General features: G+C 59.8%; 17 protein-coding genes. 7 read left to right on the top strand and 10 right to left on the bottom strand.

Annotated features, from left to right (window positions below):
* On the top strand, nucleotides 1–1,941 hold a 1,941-nt coding region (locus tag IP76_RS13390; RefSeq protein ID WP_054158720.1), incomplete at its 5' end, for an OmpA family protein.
* 79 nt (nucleotides 1,942–2,020) lie between these two features.
* Here the strand turns inward: IP76_RS13390 and mobB are convergent.
* The 4 genes from mobB to IP76_RS13370 are packed head-to-tail and all read right to left on the bottom strand — an operon-like array spanning nucleotide 2,021 to nucleotide 5,318.
* The gene (mobB, locus tag IP76_RS13385; RefSeq protein ID WP_054158719.1) at nucleotides 2,021–2,542 is read right to left on the bottom strand and encodes a molybdopterin-guanine dinucleotide biosynthesis protein B; all 522 of its coding nucleotides are present in this window, start codon (nucleotides 2,540–2,542) and stop codon (nucleotides 2,021–2,023) included.
* Nucleotides 2,539–3,165: a molybdenum cofactor guanylyltransferase MobA gene (gene mobA / locus IP76_RS13380; RefSeq protein ID WP_054158718.1), complete on the bottom strand. Its 627-nt coding sequence runs from the start codon at nucleotides 3,163–3,165 to the stop codon at nucleotides 2,539–2,541. Before mobA ends, mobB begins: the two co-directional genes overlap by 4 nt.
* 2 nt (nucleotides 3,166–3,167) lie before the next feature.
* Nucleotides 3,168–4,376 carry a multidrug effflux MFS transporter gene (locus IP76_RS13375; protein ID WP_054158717.1) on the bottom strand — a complete coding sequence of 403 codons (1,209 nt, stop codon included), beginning with the start codon at nucleotides 4,374–4,376 and terminating at the stop codon, nucleotides 3,168–3,170.
* A gap of 36 nt (nucleotides 4,377–4,412) precedes the next feature.
* Nucleotides 4,413–5,318, bottom strand: a complete 906-nt coding sequence (locus IP76_RS13370; RefSeq protein ID WP_054158716.1) for a DMT family transporter — start codon at nucleotides 5,316–5,318, stop codon at nucleotides 4,413–4,415.
* A 199-nt stretch (nucleotides 5,319–5,517) separates the two neighbouring features.
* Here IP76_RS13370 and IP76_RS13365 point away from each other — a divergent pair, with 199 nt between their 5' ends.
* Entirely contained in the window at nucleotides 5,518–8,052 is a 2,535-nt protein-coding gene (locus tag IP76_RS13365) for a methyl-accepting chemotaxis protein (protein ID WP_054158715.1), read from the top strand.
* Between the two features lie 24 nt (nucleotides 8,053–8,076).
* Here the strand turns inward: IP76_RS13365 and moaA are convergent, their stop codons facing one another.
* Entirely contained in the window at nucleotides 8,077–9,063 is a 987-nt protein-coding gene (gene moaA, locus IP76_RS13360) for a GTP 3',8-cyclase MoaA (RefSeq protein WP_156318568.1), read from the bottom strand.
* Between the two features lie 198 nt (nucleotides 9,064–9,261).
* Here moaA and IP76_RS13355 point away from each other — a divergent pair, with 198 nt between their 5' ends.
* Nucleotides 9,262–9,624 (top strand): gamma-butyrobetaine hydroxylase-like domain-containing protein, encoded by a 363-nt coding sequence (locus IP76_RS13355; RefSeq protein ID WP_054158713.1) that lies wholly within the window; start codon nucleotides 9,262–9,264, stop codon nucleotides 9,622–9,624.
* Nucleotides 9,625–9,629: 5 nt separating this feature from the next.
* Here IP76_RS13355 and IP76_RS13350 read toward each other — a convergent pair whose 3' ends face one another.
* Nucleotides 9,630–10,103: a MarR family winged helix-turn-helix transcriptional regulator gene (locus IP76_RS13350; RefSeq protein WP_054158712.1), complete on the bottom strand. Its 474-nt coding sequence runs from the start codon at nucleotides 10,101–10,103 to the stop codon at nucleotides 9,630–9,632.
* Between the two features lie 48 nt (nucleotides 10,104–10,151).
* On the opposite strand from IP76_RS13350, the gene IP76_RS13345 reads away from it, so the two are divergent.
* Together IP76_RS13345 and IP76_RS13340 are read left to right on the top strand one after the other, a co-directional pair.
* The gene (locus tag IP76_RS13345) at nucleotides 10,152–11,078 is read left to right on the top strand and encodes an alpha/beta hydrolase (protein ID WP_054158711.1); all 927 of its coding nucleotides are present in this window, start codon (nucleotides 10,152–10,154) and stop codon (nucleotides 11,076–11,078) included.
* 58 nt (nucleotides 11,079–11,136) lie between these two features.
* Nucleotides 11,137–11,745 (top strand): pyridoxamine 5'-phosphate oxidase family protein, encoded by a 609-nt coding sequence (locus IP76_RS13340; RefSeq protein WP_054158710.1) that lies wholly within the window; start codon nucleotides 11,137–11,139, stop codon nucleotides 11,743–11,745.
* Nucleotides 11,746–11,767: 22 nt separating this feature from the next.
* Here IP76_RS13340 and IP76_RS13335 read toward each other — a convergent pair whose 3' ends face one another.
* Both IP76_RS13335 and IP76_RS13330 read right to left on the bottom strand, forming a co-directional pair.
* A complete protein-coding gene (locus IP76_RS13335; RefSeq protein ID WP_054158709.1) occupies nucleotides 11,768–12,829 on the bottom strand; it encodes a GGDEF domain-containing protein in 1,062 nt (353 codons plus the stop codon).
* A 191-nt stretch (nucleotides 12,830–13,020) separates the two neighbouring features.
* The gene (locus tag IP76_RS13330; protein WP_054158708.1) at nucleotides 13,021–14,628 is read right to left on the bottom strand and encodes a fumarate hydratase; all 1,608 of its coding nucleotides are present in this window, start codon (nucleotides 14,626–14,628) and stop codon (nucleotides 13,021–13,023) included.
* Between the two features lie 163 nt (nucleotides 14,629–14,791).
* On the opposite strand from IP76_RS13330, the gene IP76_RS13325 reads away from it, so the two are divergent.
* Complete coding sequence (locus IP76_RS13325) at nucleotides 14,792–15,664, top strand: GGDEF domain-containing protein (protein WP_054158707.1); 873 nt, start codon at nucleotides 14,792–14,794, stop codon at nucleotides 15,662–15,664.
* A 49-nt stretch (nucleotides 15,665–15,713) separates the two neighbouring features.
* On the opposite strand, the gene fumC is transcribed toward IP76_RS13325, so the two are convergent.
* Entirely contained in the window at nucleotides 15,714–17,102 is a 1,389-nt protein-coding gene (gene fumC, locus IP76_RS13320) for a class II fumarate hydratase (protein WP_054158706.1), read from the bottom strand.
* A 457-nt stretch (nucleotides 17,103–17,559) separates the two neighbouring features.
* On the opposite strand from fumC, the gene IP76_RS13315 reads away from it, so the two are divergent.
* A complete protein-coding gene (locus tag IP76_RS13315; protein WP_245281460.1) occupies nucleotides 17,560–19,455 on the top strand; it encodes a murein L,D-transpeptidase in 1,896 nt (631 codons plus the stop codon).
* Between the two features lie 52 nt (nucleotides 19,456–19,507).
* Here IP76_RS13315 and IP76_RS13310 read toward each other — a convergent pair whose 3' ends face one another.
* Nucleotides 19,508–20,179, bottom strand: a complete 672-nt coding sequence (locus tag IP76_RS13310; protein WP_054158704.1) for an HAD family hydrolase — start codon at nucleotides 20,177–20,179, stop codon at nucleotides 19,508–19,510.
* Nucleotides 20,180–20,211 lie beyond the last annotated feature (32 nt).

The following is a 20,211-nucleotide window of genomic DNA, read 5'->3' as shown; positions in this document are numbered from 1 at the left end:
GCGCAGGCAGAGGCTGAAGCCCAGGCGCAGGCAGAGGCTGAAGCCCAGGCTCAGGCGGAAGCCGAAGCCCAGGCTCAGGCAGAAGCTGAAGCCCAGGCTCAGGCAGAGGCTGAAGCCCAGGCACAGGCAGAAGCCGAAGCTAAGGCCCAGGCAGAAGCCGATGCCGAAGCCCAGCGTCAGGCTGAGGAAGCCCAGAAGGCTGAAGAAACTCAACAGGCTGAAGAAGCGCCACCGGCTGAAGAGCAGGCGCAGAGCGTAACCTGTGCGGATGGTTCGCAGGCGACCACGGAAGCAGAATGCCCGGCGCCCGAGACCGCGACAGAAGAGCAGCCTGCCGCTGAGGAACAGAACGCTGAAACGCCGGCTGCAGACGAAACGGCACCGGCCGCGACCGAAGGCGAAGCCCAGACTGAACAAGCACCCGCCGAAGAGCCGCAGGCCGAAGAGGCACAGCAGCCTGCCGAACAGCCAGAGGGGCAGGCCGAACAGGCTGAGCAGCCTGCCGACCAGGATCCGGCTGCGCAGGACCCCGCCAATGCCGAAGCCAACGGTCAGCAAGTGCCAGCCGAAGGACAGGCTGAAGCCGAAGAGGTCGTGATTCCCGCCGTCGAACCGCCGGTCGATCAGCCCGTTCAGGAAATCACCGACACCCGCACCCAGGAAGAGCGCGAGGCGATTGCCGAAGATCCGTCGCAGAGTTCCGAAACGGTCGTTTTGCCGGTCGAAAACGGTGCTGCCGTTCTCGATAGCGATAAGGACGCCGACAATGCTGGCGGCGAGACCTCGCGGACTCAACGCAACGAACTTCGTGCACAGGAAGAAGTCTCGGCACCGCCGGAGAGTGATGCTGCCGCGCAGGCCGAATCGGTCCAGGTTGAGCCAGCCACTGTTCAGGCGACGATTACCGAAAACGGTCAGCGTCTTGATGCCCAGCCCACGTTCGAAGTCCCGACCTCGGTGACCAACAACGCGACCAACGTGACGAACAATACGGTCATCAACAACGTCACAAACAATGTAACCAATAACGTCACCAACAACACGATCGTCCAGAACAACGTGGTCAATCAGGTCACGGAAATCCGGGTGATCGAGCAGATCGATAACCGCACCGTCATCAATGTCGGCAACCAGATCGTCGTTCGCGGTGATGACAGACAGCGCCTGCGCTATGATGCGGAGGAAACCTACTACGAAGAACTGTCGCGCGGACGGACCCGCGAAACCATCGAGCGTGCCGACGGCAGCAAGCTGGTCACCGTCTACAACCGTTACGGCGACATCATCGTGCGGTCGCGTATTTCGCCGCGCGGTCGCGAAACCGTCCTGATGTATTCGCCGGAGGCCGATGGCCAGCGTCCGAGCATGTATGTCGACGTCGGTCTGTATCTGCCGCCGATGCGCCTCACTGTCCCGGTCGAGGACTATATCGTCAGCACGACACGCTCGCCCGATCGTGACTACTACGACTTCCTTGCTCAGCCGCCGGTCGAGCGTGTCGAACGTGTCTACTCGATCGACGAGGTCAAGTCGTCGGCCCGTCTGCGTGACAAGGTTCGTCGTATCGACCTCGATACGATCACCTTCCCGTCTGGCTCCGCCGAAGTGCCGCTCGAGCAGGCTCGTACCTTGCGCAAGGTTGCGCAGGCCATGGAGAAACTGCTCGACAAGGATCCGGGTGAAGTGTTCCTGATCGAAGGTCACACCGATGCTGTCGGTTCTGACCGGGCGAACCTCGTCCTGTCCGACCGCCGTGCAGAGACGGTCGCCAATCTCCTGACCGAAGTTTACGGCATCCCGCCGGAAAACATGTCTGTCCAGGGCTACGGCGAACGCTTCCTGAAGATCCGTACGCAGGTGGCCGAGCAGCAGAACCGTCGTGTGGCCATCCGCCGCGTGACAACGCTGGTGCGCCCGGCCAATGTGTCTAGCGCCGACTGATCGAGCCCGATCATACGCCAAACATGAAGGCCGCCGGAGCGATCCGGCGGCCTTTCTGTTGGTGGAAAATGATGGCGCCTTAGTTCAGGTCTGGAAGCTCGGTAACCTGGGCGATGAAGTCGGCAATGGCCTTGGTGTCATTAAGGTCGAAGACGGGCAGATCCGTATCATTGACCGCATGATCAGCGGCGATTGCCTTGATGAAGGGGTCGGTGGGACTAAGCGGTTCACACTTGGCGGCGTCGCGCCGGCGGGCTTCGATCTTCGGCACGGGTTCGCGCTTGTAACCTTCTATCAGCACGAGGTCGCAGGGCCCGATGCGTGACAGAATGTCCTCGAAACTTGGCTCGGGTGCGCCGCGCAACTCATGCATGATTGCGTAGCGGGTGCCGGAGACAATGACCACTTCATGGGCACCCGCGTGCCGGTGCCGGTAGCTGTCGGCCCCAACCTTGTCGATGTCGAAATCGTGGTGGGCGTGTTTGATGGTCGAGATGCGGTAACCGCGGGCGGTGAATTCCTCGACGAGACGCACGGCCAGTCCCGTCTTGCCCGAGTTTTTCCAGCCGGCGATACCGAAGATGCGCGGGCGTCCGGTCATGTCCACAGTACCCCCGTCAGTCGATTCGCCTGCTCCAGATCGGCGGGAGTGTTGATGTTGAAAAACGGATCGATCGGGCCAAGCGATGTTGCCATTTTATCGAAGTGAACCGCCTTGTACCGATGTCGGTTGATGAAGTCGAAGACGCGCCGGTTATGGGGGGGCGACAGCCAGTCAGCCAGATCGTCCTTCAATGTGGCAGGCCATAGCGCGACGACGGGATGCAACCTGTCATGCGACGATGCCACGACAATGTCCTCGAGCTCTGCCTCCTCATAGAGCCGTCTGACAAGGTCGTCGGGGAAGAAGGGTGTGTCGACCGGAATTGTCAGAAGATGGGAGGCGTCTGGTTGGCGGATTTCCATGGCTTCCAGGCCGGCCAGGATTCCGGCGAGGGGGCCTGGACGGTCCGGAACCGTATCGCTGACATGGCTATGGGCCGCGCCGATTGTAGAGCCTTGAGGTAGGTTCAGCCATACAGGCGTGGTCTGGCGGGCGAGGCGCGCGGCAACCTGCTCGACGAGCGGCTGGCCCTGCATCCGAAGGGCCGCTTTATCGCTGCCCATCCTGCGCGAGGCTCCGCCAGCGAGTACCAATCCGGGTATGGGTAACGGTGTCGCCATAGTCAGCTTCCAAGGGTATCTGGCGGCAGGCATTTCACAGCGGCTACGGCGCCGAGCGCCAGAACGCAGCAGAGCGTCATCACGATCAGGAGTGGCATCGCGCCTGTCTCTTCGGTGGTTATGGCCGAGGCTAGCCACGAGACGAGTGCGCCTCCGCCCATGGTGATTGCACCGCCGAGACCGGAGGCCGAGCCTGCGAGCTCCGGCCGTACGCTGACAATGCCAGCATTGGCACTGGGCAGCGACAGTCCGTTGCCGAAGCCGATCACCACCTGGGGACCAAAGAAGGCAAGGGCAGTGGTTGCGCCCTGCCAGAACAGCACCAGCGGGATTGCTGCTCCCACAAGGGCCACCAGGCCACCGGCGATCATCATCGTTTCCATGCCGAGAATGCGCGCGTAGCGCCCCGACAGATAATTGCCGCCGATATAGCCCACACCGATGAACATGAATTGCAGGCCGAGCATGCTCGGCGTCAGTCCCATCAGGTTGCCGCCGACGAAGGGCGCGCCGCCGAGAAAGGCGAAGAAGGCGCCCGTGGTGAACGTGGCGGCAAGGGTGAAGCCCCAGAAGCGTCCGGAGGTCAAGAGTTTTGGCCACGCCCTGAATTGCGAGCCGATGCTGACGCTTTTGTTGATATTCGTTTCACCCAGATCGCGCTGCACCAGCAGCAGGATGAATGCTGCTGCGATAAGGATGGCGACAAAATTCGAGCGCCAGCCGAAGGTCTCGCTGAGCACGCCGCCGAGGGAGGGGCCGATCATCGGCACGAGCGTCATGCCCATGGTCACATAGCCGATCATCGACGCAGCCTGCTCAGCAGGGACCATATCCCGGATGATCGCGCGCGATAGCACCAGACCCGCCACGACGGCCGTCTGGAACATGCGGGCAGCAAGAAGAACTTCGAGCGATGTCGAGACGATGCAGATCAGCGAGGCGAGGATCAGAACAACGAGCGAGCCCTGCAAAACGGGTCTGCGACCATAGAGATCGGAGAGTGGACCGATGATCAGCTGGACGAAGGCGGTCATGGCGATGTAGCCGGAGACCAGGATCTGTACGCTCGAATAGTCGACGCCGAGATCTTTCGCCATTGCCGGCATGGCGGGCAGGAAAATGTTCATGACCAAAGCCGAAAGACCTGCAATCGCCACCAGGGTCACGATATGCGGTGGCGTCGATGGGTCGAGAAATCGGCTCTGGGGCAAGGTCTATCCTTTGGGTGTGGCCTTCGAAAGCAACGTTCAGGCGGGGGAGCCTGGGTCGATCTTGCTGGCCAGCGCGGCCTTGCGCTTGTTTTCACGATAGAATGTATAAAGCCCCGAGCCTATGACAACCGTCGCGCCAATGACCATCCAGATATCCGGCACTTCCTCGAAGAACAGCATGCCCAGCGCTACGGCCCAGAGCAGACTTGTATAACGGAAGGGCGCGATAAAGGAGATTTCTCCGACCCGCATGGCCATGATCACAGCTTGATAGCCGGCAAAGAGGAAGACCGAGGCAATAACCAGTTTCCCCAAGGTCCAGGCGGAAACGGGCTGCCAACCGCCGAAGAGAGGGGTAATGAGCAAACCCGCCATCGAGATAGAGGCGGCGGTGAACAGGGTTACGGTCAGTGACGAGACGGTCCGATCGATCCGCCGGGTGACGAGATCCCGGCCGGCAGCGGTGATGACACTGAAGATCACGTAGACCGAGGCGACCGTGAAGCCTTCTGGTCCAGGCTGGATGATGATCATCACGCCGAGGAAGCCGACAATGATGGCACCCCAGCGACGCCAGCCAACTGGCTCGCCGAGAAAGAGTGCCGCACCCAGCGTCACGGCCAGCGGCAGGGACTGCAGGATTGCGGACACATTGGCGAGCGGCACCTGGCCTAGCGCCATCAAAAAGCTGATGGCCGCAATCGTCTCGAAGGCGATCCGACACAGGATCAGCGGCTGGACAATGTTGCGGATATGATCAAGTGCACCAAGCTTGCGGGCCACGACATAGACGAGCGCCGTGGTGAAGGCCCCCCGGATGAACATGATCTGGCCAATGGTCAGGTCACCGGTCACGGATTTGGTCAGCGCGTCGTTGAAGGTGAAACCAGCCATCGAGACCGCCATCAACATGGCGCCTCGGCTGTTGTCGGATAATGCCATTGGTGAGTCCCGTGCTTGCGGGGCTGTTTTAGACCATGCGTGACCGCGACGGAACCGGGAACGCCTTGTGCATTGCACCAAAAAGTACATGTCGGCATTAACCATTGTGCAATCGACGCAACGGATGATCGAATTACGGTCGTGGCGATCCCGTTTGGGTCGCGCAATACTTTATTTCTGTTCACTTATCGAGGTTGCAATGGGCTTTATCGATCGTCTCCTGCAGAGCCGCAGGATCGTTACCAAGGTTCTGCTGTTCGTCATTCCGCTCATTCTGCTCATCGCCGGCGTCGGCATGCTCGGTTACAAGACAGCGACGATGTTGAACGGCCACATGACTGTTACTCGCGCCACCATCGGCAATATCAGCGATCTCGAGACGCTCCAGGCTGCCTTGCAGGAGTTCAGTCTGGAGCCGAGTTCGGAACGTCAGTCCGCCCTTCTTGCCGCAGTCGACCGCCAAGAGGCGGGACTTGCTGTGCTGGACGGCGTTCTCTCCACCCAGGCTCAGACGGCCGATCTTGCCGCACTTCGGACGCTCAGCACCGCCATGCGCGATCAGACCGCTGCCATGGCGACCAACAAGCAGGGCCGCGACAGGCTTGATGCCGATCTCTCCACGGCAGTCGATCGCTTGCAGACAGACGGGGCAGCTATCGTCAAACAGATCGATTTTGTCCGACAGGATCTTTCAGCCAAGGAACGCTTCGCCAAGGAGTTGCTCTTCGATGCATCGGCCTTCAAGACCTTGCTCGACCGCCTTGGCAAGCTGCGCGTGGGAGTCCAAATGGGTTTCACGCCGCAGGAGCAGTTGGCTGAAGCAAAGCTCTATGTCGAACCGCTGCAGCGCGACATTGTTCGTGCCGAAGCGATTGTCTCCGAAAAAGGCAAGGTGCGGGTCGGCGAGGTTTCGACTGCGGTTGGCCAGATCGACGCCATTTTGAAGTCGACAGACAATGACGATACACGTGCCCAGTCACTGAATAAGGTTCTCGCCGAGCTGGTTTTGATCGAGCAAAACATCACATTGCAAGCGGCCAAGAATGCCGACATCGCTGCTGATCGCTTCGTCAGTCTCGACAAGCTGGTGGCGGATCAGCGGGAATTGATGGGGCTGGTCGACCAGGTCGCGCTGGAAGTGGCAAGCCTCGAGTTGCGCATCGAGCAGTTGCGAACCGAATTGAGCGACGATAGCCGATCGCTGCTCATGGCCAATCTGGACGCTGTGACGAAAATGGCCGCCCGTATCTCCGAGCTTGGCGCCAAGAACAACAGCTTGAGAGATTTTGCCTCCAAGGTCGCGCCTTCGGTAAAGACTATCGTGACCGCGTCCGATGCCCGTCTGCAGGCGGAAGCTGAATGGCAGAGTTTGCGTCTCGATGCCAATCAGCGGGTGTCGGCCGCCATGGCTTCGCTGCGCGACTTCGTTTCGCAGGCTCAAGAGATCGGTCGTGAGGATAGCGAGCGATCGGCAACGATATCCGTTGTTACCATGGTTGTGGGCACGCTTCTGGCGATCATCGGGGCGTTGATGTTGATCGAGACGCTGCGTGGACCCCTGAAGCGGATCACGGGAGTCATGACCCGTCTGGCGGGTGGCGATCTGTCGGTTGCTATCGACGGACGGGAACGGGGTGACGAGATCGGTGACATGGTCCGTTCCGTGACGGTCTTCCGCGATGCCGCGCTGGAGAACAGGCGGCTGGAAGAGGAGGCGATGGCGGCCCGGGCACGCTCCGAACAGGAGGGCCAGCAGCGCACGGCGGAGCGGGCACGTGTCGAAGCTGACCAGCGCGCAGCACTTCAGGCCTTGTCTACCGTGCTGGAGGCTTTGGCCGATGGCCAATTGAACGTCTCCATGCGGGATGATCTGCCAGCCGATTTTGTCGCCATGGCCGGAACCTACAACAAGGCCGTTGAGGCGCTGCGGGCGACCCTCGAAGAGGTGCGGGGTGCCAGCATCGATATCAACGCAGGCACGACCAATCTTGCCTCGCAGGCGGACGACCTCGCTCGCCGTACAGAGCAGCAGGCGGCCGCATTGGAGGAAAGCGTGCGGGCGCTGTCGCATCTGAGCAGCGTCGTCTCCTCAACGGCGGATGGTGCCGGGCGGACCGCGCATTCGGTCAATGCTGCGCGGGAGCAGGCGCGGCAGTCCGGTGAGGTGGTGCGCAAGGCGGTTGCTGCAATGGCAGAGATTCACCAGTCCTCCGGCAAGATTTCGACAATCATCGGCGTTATCGATGAGATTGCGTTCCAGACCAATCTCCTGGCCCTGAATGCCGGTGTCGAAGCCGCCCGTGCCGGTGAAGCTGGTCGGGGCTTTGCCGTGGTGGCCCAGGAGGTGCGCGATCTGGCCCAGCGTTGCGCCAATGCGGCCAAGGAGATCAAGGCGCTGATCCAGGTGAGCGGAAGTCAGGTGCAGACGGGTGTTGCACTCGTTGAAAACACCGGTGTCGCGTTGCAGGCGATCATCGACCAGGTGGAAGAAGTTCAGGCGCTTGTCGAGTCGATCTCGTCGGCCACGCGCGAACAGTCGACCGGTATCAGCGAAGTGACGACGGCGGTCAGAGATGTTGAGCGGATCACGCAGCGCAATGCGGCGATGGTCGAGGAGAACAACGCCGAGATCCACGGACTTCGCCAGCGTGTCGAGATCCTGATGCAGAAAATCGCGCGTTTCAGCACGGATGTCGGGCAGGCCGACCGGAGCCGCCAACGTCGCTCGGCCTGAGACGGCCGACCCTTGAAACTTTGGTCAGCCGCCCGTGACACTCATGTGGCGGCTGACAGCTGGCCGCTGCTGGCGGCGATCAATGATAAAGTCGTGGCCCTTCGGCTTGCGCGAAATGGCCTCGTCGATGGCAGCCGACAAGTAGCCGTCATCATCCGAAGCCCGCAACGCCGTGCGCAGGTCGGCTGCATCGTCATGGCCAAGACACATGTACAGCGTGCCAGTACAGGTAAGGCGTACGCGATTGCAGCTCTCGCAGAAGTTATGGGTGAGGGGTGTGATGAAGCCGAGCCGCCCACCCGTTTCCTTGACCTCGACATAGCGGGCCGGTCCACCGGTCCGGAATGGGATATCGGTCAGGGTGAAACGATTTTCGAGTTCTCTGCGGACCTGTGACAGCGGCAGGTAACGGTCCGTCCTGTCCTCACTGATCTCGCCCATTGGCATGGTTTCGATCAGGGTCAGTTCCATGCCCTCTCCATGGGCGAAGCTGATAAGATCGGGAATCTCGGTTTCGTTGAAATCTTTGAGTGCAACCGCGTTGAGCTTGATCGAGATCCCAGCGGCTTGGGCAGCCCGAATGCCCTCCATGACCCGTTCAATGTCGCCCCAGCGTGTGATCTGGCGAAACTTGTCAGGGTCGAGCGTATCAATCGACACATTGATCCGCTTCACCCCGCAAGCCGCCAGTTCCTCCGCATGGCGGGCAAGCTGGGAGCCGTTGGTCGTCAGCGTCAATTCATCAAGTCCTGCTCCCAGGTGACGGGAGAGGCCCCTGATGAGATGCATGATGTTCTTGCGCACGAGCGGCTCGCCGCCGGTCAGGCGAAGCCGGCGCACGCCCTTCGTAATGAAGGCCGAACAGAGACGATCGAGCTCTTCCAGCGTCAACAGATCCTTCTTCGGCAAGAAGGTCATGTTTTCGGACATGCAATAGGTGCAGCGAAAATCACAGCGGTCGGTGACCGAAACGCGCAGGTAGCTGACGGATCGGCCAAATGGATCGATCATGGGTGCTTTGACATTGGCAAGTGCTGTCGCGGCACTCCAGGCGCCGGGTGTCTGGTCCAAGGTTTCTCTCCCTTTTCTTCAATGTGGAGCTTGCTCGGCAGAGCGTCAAGCTTTGCGCATCAATCGCTGTGAATTAGGCTTGCGCGCACTGAGGCTTGACCCTAACTGTCGCGCCTGAGGCAACTGAAAGGACGTGCCGTGAACGATCTCTGGCCCACCGAATTGAAGGTTTCCAAGGACCGCAGGTTGCTGACGGTCAGCTTCAACGACGGCATCGCCATATCCCTGCCGGCGGAAATGCTGCGCGTGCTGTCTCCCTCTGCTGAAGTTCAGGGACATGGGCCTGGTCAGAAAGTGACAGTGCCGGGTAAACGCCATGTTGCCATCAGGGCGATGGTGCCGACCGGAAACTATGCGGTCCGGATCGCCTTCGATGACGGCCATGATACCGGCATCTTTACCTGGGTCTATCTTCGCGAACTCGGTACAAGCGGCGAAAGCCAGTTTGCCGATTATGAGCGCGATCTTGCCCAAAAGGGCCTCAGCCGGGATCCCCGCTGACGGTTTCAGTCCGATACCACATCACCATCCGAAGCGAGCATCCGCTGGATCAGGCGATCCATGTGGTCGGCGATCATGCTGCAGTCCTCGACCGGTGTGACGGAGAGTGTCCGCTCGATCAGGTCTGTCTGGATATGCATTGCTTTCTCGGTCAGTGCTCTGCCGGCCGGGGTCAGGTATAACCGCAAGATGCGCTTGTCCTTCTGATCGGGGCGTCGTTCAAGCAGCTCGCGCTTTTCCATCTGCGGCAAGAGCATGCTCATGTTCGAGCGACCGACCAAGAGCTTTCGGGCCAGTTCCTGCTGCGAAATGCCTTCGAAGCGATAGAGATTGACCAGAATGTCGAGATGGGGGGGCTTGAGGTCGAGGGGGCTCAGCGCTCGCGCCAGCGTCTGCTGCATCAACTGACAGGCCCGGCCAACCGCAATCCAGCTGCGAAATCGCGGATGATCCCAAGGGAAGGCTTGATTTTTCGTCATTCTCGTTCTTTATTGTTCATCATTGAACATTTATGTGGGATTCTCACTATGGCATCTCTGGCTCACAAGGTCACCCGTCTGACGCTTTCGCAGCTTGAACGCATGGCGCCGGCGGTCTCCGGTCGGCTGGCCTTCGAGCTTTTTTGCCTGACACCGTCGCGCAGGCCGAAGGGCTCAAAGGCGCGGGAGGCGTTTGACGTCGGGCGGGAACGTCTTCGCGGCGCGATCGTAACGAAGCTCGCCTTGTCGAAGGGGATGGCAGCGATGCACCACTGGCCGCAATCATCGGGGGATCCGTCGCCTGCGCGGGTTCTCGTGGTTCACGGTTGGGGCTCGCGTGCGGAATATCTTTCTGCATTGGCGGTCGGACTGCGCCAGGCAGGTGCGGATGTGGTTCTGCTCGATCTTCCGGGGCATGGTGCGTCCAGTGGCCGGCGACTCGATCTGCGTATCGCGACGGAGGCGATCCTTGCGGCTGAACGGCAATTCGGCGCTTTTGACGGTGTCGTCGGGCATTCCTTTGGCGGTGCTGCCGTGATGATGGCAGCCGGGGGCGTGTTTGCTGATATCGGCACGCTAAAGGCAAGGCGCATTGCCCTGATCGGGTCGCCATCGAGCATGGCGGACGTGTTCAATGGTTTTGCCAAAAGCGTCGGGCTCGGGCGTACCAGCATCGCTGCCATGCGCTCGCGTGCCTTCGATCTTGTCGGATGCAGCGTTGATGAACTTGATGGTGTCGCAGTTGCGCGCCGTATCGATCGGCCGCTTCTTGTCGTCCATGCCGAGGACGACAAGGAAGTGCATGTCGGTCATGCGCAGCGCTATATCGGGGTATCTCCCCATGTCCGACATCTTTGGGCCAATGGCCACGGGCATCGCCGTATTGTCAGTGCCGCCGAGGTGATTTCGGCTGTCGGAGATTTCCTGTTGCGTGAAATGCCTCCGCACGAGAGTGTGCGGCGGGCATCGTCGTGACTCTGTCACATCCCGTGCCTAAGTCGAGAAATACCAAGGGCTTGGAAGGGAAGACGGCATGACCATTATTCGCGACGTCGATCAGTTGAAGGCCTATTATGGCGATGTCACCGAGGCGTCGACTGCCAAGGTCACGCATAGCCTCACGGCGCCTTATCGCCAGATGATCGAGGCGTCGCCCTTTGTCGCCCTGGCAACCGTTGGGCCTGAAGGGCTCGATTGTTCGCCGCGCGGCGACGCTGGGTCTGTCGTCAGGATCGAGAGTGATCGCGAGTTGGCACTACCCGATTGGCGTGGCAACAACCGGATCGATTCGCTCATCAATGTCGTTCGCGATCCGCGGGTGGCGCTGATGTTTCTCATTCCAGGTTCGGCAAGCGTGATGCGTGTGAATGGACGGGCCGAGGTCTCGGTTGAGCCTGGTCTACTTGCGAGCTTCATGATGGATGGACGTCATCCTCGCAGCGTCATCCTGGTTTCGATCGATGAGGTTTATTTCCAGTGCGCTCGTGCCGTCATGCGTGCCGGGCTCTGGAACGCCGAGGCACATGTGGCAGCTGCCAGCCTGCCGACACCCGGCGAGATGTTGAAGGCGGCGAAGGCTGATTTCGATCAGGAGACCTATGATCGCGAATGGCCAGCAAGAGCTTCGAAGACCATGTGGTGACGGGCGCGCTGGAAGGTGCAGCTCAGCGCTTGTAAAGCAGCCAGCTCTTGGTGAAGTCCTTTTTCATGCCGTCCTCAAAGCCAAAGGTCCGGTTGCGGCCATTGTTCTTGGCACAATAGAGAGCGGTATCGGCCTTTGAATAGAGCTCACCTGCATCCTCGGATTCGGCTGCCATGGAGTAGCCGAGCGACAGTGTGATCGGGCCGTAATTGACGCCTGTCTTTGAGTTCTTGAACGGCGTGCTTTCCAGCGCCAGCCTGATCTTCTCGGCCATCTGGTGCACTTCTTCGGCGGTATAGCCTTCGATGATTACGGCAAATTCTTCGCCGCCCGTGCGAGCGACGAAAGATTCCTTGCGAACATTGCTGCGAATGATCGTCGCCACGGTTGCCAGGATTTTGTCGCCGACCGGGTGACCATAGAGATCGTTGACCTTCTTGAAGTGGTCAATGTCGGCCAGAAGCAAGGCTGCCAAAGGTCGCTCTCCGCTTGCGTAGACGGAAGCGAGCTTCTCGTCGAAGGCGCGGCGGTTGGAAAGTCGTGTGAGTGAATCGGTGTTGGCGATCCGCTTGTATTCGTCGAGTTCGCGGCGAACCTCATCCATTTCCTGGGAGCGTTGCGACATCTGCTCCACGGTCTGCTCGCCATGCGCCATGGTGTTGCCCGTCGCTTCGCTCAGCACGGCTATGGCGTTGCGCAAGATGTCGGTGCTGTTGGAATTCTTCGAGCTGATGCGGCTGTAGGTTTCGCCGAGGAGGCGATTGTAGCTTTCGAGCGAGGATTGTTCCTGGCGCAAAAGCCGAAGCAGTGCTTCCAGTTCACCGATCAGCTTGCCGTGCGCGCTTTCGATCTTTTCCTGCTGATTGCCGAAATGCTGTTCGCGCAGCTGATCGATCTCGTCCTGTGTCGCGCGGCTTCCCAGTGATACCAGGTCCCGGGTCAGCGCGGGATTGGAGCCGATATAGGCCTCATAGAAGAGTTCATAGTTGCGCGGAATTGGAGCGACGCCCATGGAGCGCATGGCAAAGGCAATCTGCGCCGAAACGTCCGGTGTCTGGATCTTTGGCGGTTGTGCCGTCGTCATTCGGCAAGCTCCAATCTCGTCGCCCCTTTTTCAAGGCTCCAGATTCAGTAGCGTAAAATTCTTGGTAAAGAATTAATGGCCGGGCAACGATATGTCACTGGTGCAAAATTGGCGAGGGCTTGAGGTGGCGCCCCAAGCCCTTCTTTTCATGAAAAATCCAATTGCGCCACCATGGCGGCGCCGGCCTGACGTTAGCCGAGGTTAAACTCCTGGAAAAAGTCGTTGCCCTTGTCGTCGGTGACGATAAAGGCGGGGAAGTCTTCGACCTCGATCTTCCAGACAGCTTCCATACCGAGCTCCGGATATTCGAGCACGTCGACATGTCTGATGCAGTCCTGGGCGAGGCGCGCCGCAGGGCCACCGATGGAGCCGAGATAAAAGCCGCCATGGGTCTTGCAGGCTTCGCGCACGGCGCGCGAGCGATTCCCTTTCGCCAACATCACCATGGAACCGCCGAAGGACTGGAACTGGTCGACATAGCTGTCCATGCGGCCGGCGGTTGTCGGCCCGAAGGAGCCTGAGGCGTAACCGGTCGGCGTCTTGGCTGGACCGGCATAATAGACCGGATGGTTCTTCATGTAGTCGGGCATGCCTTCGCCCTTTTCCAGTCGTTCGCGGATCTTGGAGTGGGCGAGGTCGCGCGCGACGATGATTGTTCCTGTCAGCGAGAGCCGTGTCTTGACCGGATGCTTGCTGAGTTCGCTCAGGATCGCGGCCATCGGCTGGTTCAGGTCGATCTTGACGACGGAAGAGGAAAGGGCGCTTTCGTCGATTTCCGGCATGTATTTCGACGGATCGGTTTCGAGCTGTTCGATGAAGATGCCGTCACGCGTGATCTTGCCCTTCGCCTGGCGGTCGGCGGAACAGCTGACGCCGAGGCCGATCGGTAGCGATGCGCCGTGGCGGGGCAGGCGGATGACACGCACGTCGTGACAGAAATACTTGCCACCGAACTGAGCGCCGACCCCGAGCGACTGGGTCAGCTTGTGGATTTCTTTTTCCATTTCCAGGTCGCGGAAGGCGTGGCCGGTCTCTGAGCCCTCAGTCGGCAGATTGTCGAGGTAGCGCGCCGAAGCGAGCTTGACGGTCTTCAGCGTCATTTCGGCGGAAAGCCCACCGATCACGATCGCCAGATGGTAGGGCGGACAGGCTGCCGTCCCTAGCGTGAGGATCTTCTCCTTGAGGAAGTCGATCATGCGGTCGTGGGTCAGGAGCGATGGCGTCCCCTGATAAAGGAATGTCTTGTTGGCAGACCCGCCGCCCTTCGCCATGAACAAGAACTTGTAGGCGTCTTCGCCTTCTTCATAGAGGTCGATCTGCGCTGGCAGGTTCGTTTTGGTGTTTTTTTCCTCGAACATCTTGATCGGTGCGAGCTGTGAATAGCGCAGGTTCCGACGCTCATAGGCATCGCGCACGCCCGCCGCCAGGGCTTCATAGTCACCGCCATCGGTCCAGACCTTGCGGCCCTTCTTGCCCATGACGATTGCCGTACCTGTGTCCTGGCACATCGGCAGGATGCCACCTGCCGCGATGTTTGCATTCTTCAGCAGATCGTAGGCGACGAAGCGGTCGTTGTCGGTCGCTTCTGGGTCTTCGAGGATTGCGGCCAGTTGTTTCAGGTGGCCAGGACGAAGAAGATGGTTGATGTCCGAGAGCGCAGTTTCGGCCAGGAGCCTCAAGCCCTCCGGTTCCACGGTCAGGATCTCCTCACCCTTGAAAGTCTCGACCGACACATGGTCGGAGGTAATCTTGCGATAGGGAGTGTTGTCTTCACCAAGGGGAAACAGATCGTCTGCCATCACGGGGCCTTTCGCGGCAAGGGCTGGAAAGCTCGGTGGTTTAAGGGCAAGCGCTTAATATTTCAATGCACCGAAAGCTGGGGGCGTCGGGTTGTATTCTTGTGCGAATTTCTCCACAAACGATATGTTTCTTTATGAATATTGCAGCGCTCAGGGAGCAAAAATGACATCCGACAGGAAACGCCGGCGGAAGTGGTATCACTCGATCGTGGCCCGGATCTTCATGATCAGTTTTGTCTGCATCCACCTGCCCCTGATCGCCTTGCTGATCACGTTTCAGTCGGTCTCGGAACCCGGCGGAACGGCTCTGGTCCTTGCCGTTCTGTTCGCAACGCTTGCCGGAACGCTGTCATGTATCGGCGGCATGTGGTTGCTGACGGCGCCGCTGCGCAAGCTTGCAGCTGTTATCACGACCTATCGGATCAACGGCAGCTTTGCCGATGAAATGCTCGACAAGCGCGGCGATGACGAGATTGCCGTCGTGACGCGGGCCGTCTGCGGTATGGTTGGCGAGATCACCGCACTGGCCGAGCGCGTGGAGGGCAAGGCCGCACTTGATCCGCTGACCGGGCTGCTGAACGGCAGCGCTGCTTACAGTGTTCAGGTCGATCGACTGACACGTCTGTCGGGTTCAGCAGCGCCCGTGACCGTTGTCGTGTTCGAGCTTGAAGAAATGGATGTCGTGAAAAACATCCATGGGCGTGAAACGGGTGACCTGGCCCTTGTTGCAGTGGGTGATATCGTCAGGCAGTTGTTGCAGGAGCGCCATATCGCAGCGCGCATGTCCGGCAAGACTTTCGTTTTGCTGTTTCCGGGAGATATGCCGGCGGAAGTCTTGTCGATTTGTGAGCGCATCCGCCTCGCGGTCGACCGTCTGGAGGTCGGGCCTCTGGAGCGTGGCGATATGCGGGTCACCTTCGGCCTTTCAGTGCGCGGTCCAGGAGACGCGATTGCTGATCTGATCCACAAAGCAGACATGGCGCTATTCCGGGCCAAGGACACCAATCGTACCGGCCTTGAAGCGCTGGAGGTCTAATAGTATCTGCGGCGCGGCAGATGCCGCGCCGTGTTGCTGATGAATGATGTCATCGAGGTCCGATCATCAGCTCCGGACGCACAAATTCGTCGAATTCTTCATTGGTCAGATAGCCGCCGCCGACAGCTTCTTCGCGCAGTGTCGTGCCGTTGCGATGTGCGGTCTTGGCGATCTTTGCGCAGGTGTCATACCCCAGTCGCGCGTTCAGCGCCGTCACCAGCATCAGAGAATTCTCGACGCCTCGGGCGATGTTGTCCTCCCGGGCCTCGATGCCGACGACGCAGTTGTCGGTGAAGGACATCGCGGCGTCTCCGAGCAACTGGACCGACTGAAGGAAATTATAAGCCATCATCGGATTGAAGACGTTGAGTTCGAAGTGGCCTTGGCTGCCTGCAAAGGTGATCGCGGCGTTGTTGCCGAAGATATGGGCGCAGACCTGGGTCAGGGCTTCGGACTGGGTCGGATTGACCTTTCCCGGCATGATGGAGGAGCCCGGTTCGTTTTCGGGCAGTGCCAGTTCTCCGAGGCCGGCGCGGGGCCCGGAGCCGAGGAAGCGGATGTCGTTTGCGATCTTGAACAGGGCAGCCGCAGCCGCGTTGATGGCGCCATGAGAAAAGACCATCGCATCGTGGGCTGCCAGCGCCTCGAACTTGTTCGGTGCGGTCACGAAGGGCAGGTGGGTGATGGCTGCGATCTCCTCGGCTACCTTTTCGGCAAAGCCAATCGGCGCGTTCAGTCCCGTGCCGACAGCCGTTCCGCCTTGGGCAAGCTCATAAAGGCCGGGGAGGGTGAGTTCGATCCGCTTGATCGAGGATGCGACCTGGGCTGCGTAACCGGAGAATTCCTGGCCGAGGGTCAGCGGCGTTGCGTCCTGCGTGTGCGTGCGGCCAATCTTGATGATATGCGCAAAATCGCGCGCCTTGGCATCAAGGGCAGCGTGAAGATGTTTCAGGGCCGGCAGAAGGTGGTGGACGATGTGCTCGGCCGAGGCGATGTGCATGGCCGTCGGATAGGTGTCGTTCGACGACTGGCTCATGTTGACGTGGTCGTTGGGATGGACGGGCTTTTTCGAGCCCATCTCTCCACCCAGCATCTCGATTGCGCGGTTCGAGATGACTTCATTGGCATTCATGTTCGACTGCGTGCCAGATCCCGTCTGCCAGACGACCAGCGGGAAGTGGGCGTCGAGCTTGCCGTCGATCACCTCCTGGGCGGCTGCGATAATCGCGTTGCCGATATCGTCTGGCAGCTTGCCGAGTGCCATGTTCGCGCGCGCCGCTGCTTGCTTGACGATGCCGAGCGCCCGCACCACTGGCAGGGGCTGCTTTTCCCAGCCGATCTTGAAGTTGCCGAGTGAACGCTCGGCCTGTGCACCCCAATAGCGGTCGGCAACAACCTCTATAGGGCCGAAAGTATCAGTTTCTGTGCGGAGTGCCATTGGATGTCATCCTTCTGTCGGCTCGGTCGGTATCAGGTCTGGATTTAGGTGTGTGCGCCACGGATACAAGCAGGTCTCAATCTTGATTGGTTAAGTCAACTAATGAATATCCCAGCTTTCATCCTCCGCCACACATTTGTCCGGACCCTGTCATATTTGGGTGACGCCTGCCCGCAATCTGCCATCACAGTGAGAGCGATCACTGCAGCCCTGTGAACGAATGTTTAAGGTTTAGGGAAATTTAACTGATGGTCACGCCTAGTTCCGATGCAGCACATCATCAGGGCCTATCGTGTCACGCGAAGTTGACCGAGAGAGTTACCGGCTCGATTGGGCGGCCAACTTTTCAAGTAATCGCCGATCGCCTAAAGATCAGCACGAATGCCCGCATGGGCGGTGAGTCCTTGGGACTCAGATGGAAGAGACGAGAGTGAGAATGACGATAAACCGCAGCGCCATGTTCACGGCCTTCCTGGCGGTCACCACCGTGCTCGGCGGCATGCCCAGCCAAGCCGATGCAACGACGCTTCTTGATCTTCTGCGCGGCGGGCCAGGCAGACAGGCAAGGCAGCAGCAGCAGTCGGCTCCGATGAGCCTCGAACAGCAGGCGCGCGGCGGCCTGGAGATGGGCGATCCGGAACCTTTGCCGAAGGTGAAGGGACCGCAGTATTATACCTACAAGCCTGAAGCGACGAGGCTGATTGTGATCAAGGCCTCAGCGCCTTCGAATGCTCCTTCGACACCTGCCGCTGTCGGTAGTGCTGATGTCGCAGCGCCAGTTGTCGCGCCGACGACTACAGCGCCGCTCGAGCCTCGCAGTTTTGCGGCAGAGGTTAAGGTGCGCGCTACCGATGACGTGGCCAAGGTCGTCGAAGCCTATTATTCGGATACACAGAAGCCGCTGATCTGGGTCACGCCGAACGGTGTGAGCGAGCGTGGCCGTCAGATGCTGGATGCCTTGACGGAAGCCGACCAGTACGGGCTTTCGCCCGAAGACTATGCTCTGACTGCTCCTGCTGCCGTCAATGATCCGGCGGATCCCAACCGCGCGCTGCGTGATCTCATGTCATTCGAACTGGCTCTCTCGGCCAAAGTTCTCACTTACGTCCAGGATACGACGCGAGGCCGTATCGATCCGAACCGGATCTCGGGCTACTATGATTTCAAGCGCAAGTCGGTGAATCTCGCGCCGGTGCTCGATATGCTGCGTCGCAGCCCAGATGTGGCGGCCTATTTGCGTTCGCGCAATCCGCAGAGCCCACAATTCGTCGCCATGCGCGATGAACTCGCGCGGTTGCGGGCGGAAGACAGTCAGGCCAGTGCGCAGCCGATCACCGTTGCGGCCGGCACCGTGGTGAAGCCGGGAGAGGCCAATCCCGAACTGGTGAACGTGGTTGGTGCGATCAAGCAGGTGGCATCTGAGGCTGTGCTGAAGGATCATGCCGAGACCTTCACTGCATTCGGTCAGAGCACGCAGTACGGTCCCGAACTGGTCGAGCTCGTCAAGGCCTTCCAGAAGGAACGGGGGTTGAAGCCTGATGGTGTGGTTGGCCCAGCCACGATCCGCGCCATGACTGGCCACAGCAATGCCGAGAAGATCGAGAAGCTGAAAGTTGCCATGGAAGCTGTCCGCTGGTTGCCGGCGGATTTGGGTCAGCGTTACGTCTTCATCAACCAGCCCGCCTTCAATGTCCATTACATCAATGACGGCCGTGAAGAACTGTCCATGCGCGTCGTCGTGGGATCGAAAGCGAACCAGACCTTTTTCTTCCAGGACCAGATCCAGACGGTCGAGTTCAACCCCTACTGGGGCGTGCCGAAGTCGATCATCGTCAACGAGATGCTCCCGAAGCTGAGACAGGACCCTTCTTATCTTGATCGCCTGGGCTACGAAGTCTCCTATGGCGGTCGCAAGGTCGCTTCGAGCCAAGTCGATTGGTACAGCACGCATGCCGTCGATGTGCGCCAGCCACCGGGTGGCGACAATGCGCTCGGCGAATTGAAGATCCTGTTCCCGAACGATCACGCGATCTACATGCATGACACGCCGTCGAAGAGCTATTTCAAGCGTGACATGCGCGCTCTCAGCCATGGTTGCGTGCGTCTCGCGGAGCCGCGTGTGATGGCTGCTGCCGTCATGGGGACAACGGTCGAGGAGATCGGACGACAGATCGCGACGGGGCAGAACCGGGCCGTTCAGGTTCCGCAGAAGATCCCGGTCTATGTGTCCTATTTCACGGCATGGCCGGACAAGAATGGCGTCGTTCAGTATTTCGACGATGTCTATGGGCGCGATACGGCTACGCAGAAGGCGTTCAAGGTGACCACGGACGCGCGCACACCGCGGGCTTGATTGCGCCAAACAGTCGAAATGGCGGGCAGGGCCCGCCATTTTTAGTTTGGGCTCAGCGTGTCAGTGAGATGACGAGGTCCGGCGTCAGTTCGTCGAAATGCGCAATGATGTGGCTGGCGCCGAGCGTTTCGACAGGGACGTCCGAATAGCCGAATGTGACCGCGATCGACGGGATGTCGCCGCCACGGGCGGCTGCGATATCATTGATGCTGTCGCCGATCATCAGGATCCGGTCCGCATTGCCGCCTGCCTTGATGACGGTCTGGACGATGTGGTCGGGATCGGGCTTGCGGACGGGAAAGGTGTCTCCGCCCGCGATTGTTGCGAAGTAATGCTCCAGACCCAGCCCCTTGAGAAGCGGGACGGCAAGTTCCTCCAGCTTGTTGGTGCAGACGGCAAGTACGTGCCCCGCTGCCTGCAGCCGTTCCAGCGCCTCGACGACGCCCGGATAGGGTCGGCTCATGCCCGGCATGGCGCCGCGATAATGGGCGATGAACCGGTCCATGAGATCTGGTAGTTCGCTGTCTTCGATTGGCACGCCGCGCAGGGCAAACGCCCGCTGGATCATCATGCGCGCACCTTGGCCGACCAGGAATGTCAGGTCTTCATAGCCCACCGGGGCGAGGCCTCTGGCTGCGATGGTGTGATTGAGGCTGCCAACGAGATCCGGTGCCGTATCGACCAGTGTGCCGTCGAGATCGAAGACGATGGTTGTCTTTTCCATGATGCCCTTCCGCAAATGCCGCCTGGTCCGGC

The organism is Rhizobium sp. AAP43, assembly GCF_001296045.1.
Lineage (GTDB): Bacteria > Pseudomonadota > Alphaproteobacteria > Rhizobiales > Rhizobiaceae > Allorhizobium.
Note: the sequence above shows the minus strand (reverse complement) of the source record. Positions and strands in the feature narration are given on the sequence as shown.

Bases quoted from the DNA above. Each gene is read 5' to 3' on its own strand.
- mobB (WP_054158719.1), bottom strand. From the start codon at position 2,542: ATGACCGGACGCCCGCGCATCTTCGGTATCGCCGGCTGGAAAAACTCG.
- mobA (WP_054158718.1), bottom strand. From the start codon at position 3,165: ATGGCGACACCGTTACCCATACCCGGATTGGTACTCGCTGGCGGAGCC.
- IP76_RS13370 (WP_054158716.1), bottom strand. From the start codon at position 5,318: ATGGCATTATCCGACAACAGCCGAGGCGCCATGTTGATGGCGGTCTCG.
- IP76_RS13365 (WP_054158715.1), top strand. From the start codon at position 5,518: ATGGGCTTTATCGATCGTCTCCTGCAGAGCCGCAGGATCGTTACCAAG.
- moaA (WP_156318568.1), bottom strand. From the start codon at position 9,063: ATGATCGATCCATTTGGCCGATCCGTCAGCTACCTGCGCGTTTCGGTC.
- IP76_RS13350 (WP_054158712.1), bottom strand. From the start codon at position 10,103: ATGACGAAAAATCAAGCCTTCCCTTGGGATCATCCGCGATTTCGCAGC.
- IP76_RS13345 (WP_054158711.1), top strand. From the start codon at position 10,152: ATGGCATCTCTGGCTCACAAGGTCACCCGTCTGACGCTTTCGCAGCTT.
- IP76_RS13340 (WP_054158710.1), top strand. From the start codon at position 11,137: ATGACCATTATTCGCGACGTCGATCAGTTGAAGGCCTATTATGGCGAT.
- IP76_RS13335 (WP_054158709.1), bottom strand. From the start codon at position 12,829: ATGACGACGGCACAACCGCCAAAGATCCAGACACCGGACGTTTCGGCG.
- IP76_RS13330 (WP_054158708.1), bottom strand. From the start codon at position 14,628: ATGGCAGACGATCTGTTTCCCCTTGGTGAAGACAACACTCCCTATCGC.
- IP76_RS13325 (WP_054158707.1), top strand. From the start codon at position 14,792: ATGACATCCGACAGGAAACGCCGGCGGAAGTGGTATCACTCGATCGTG.
- fumC (WP_054158706.1), bottom strand. From the start codon at position 17,102: ATGGCACTCCGCACAGAAACTGATACTTTCGGCCCTATAGAGGTTGTT.
- IP76_RS13315 (WP_245281460.1), top strand. From the start codon at position 17,560: ATGTTCACGGCCTTCCTGGCGGTCACCACCGTGCTCGGCGGCATGCCC.
- IP76_RS13310 (WP_054158704.1), bottom strand. From the start codon at position 20,179: ATGGAAAAGACAACCATCGTCTTCGATCTCGACGGCACACTGGTCGAT.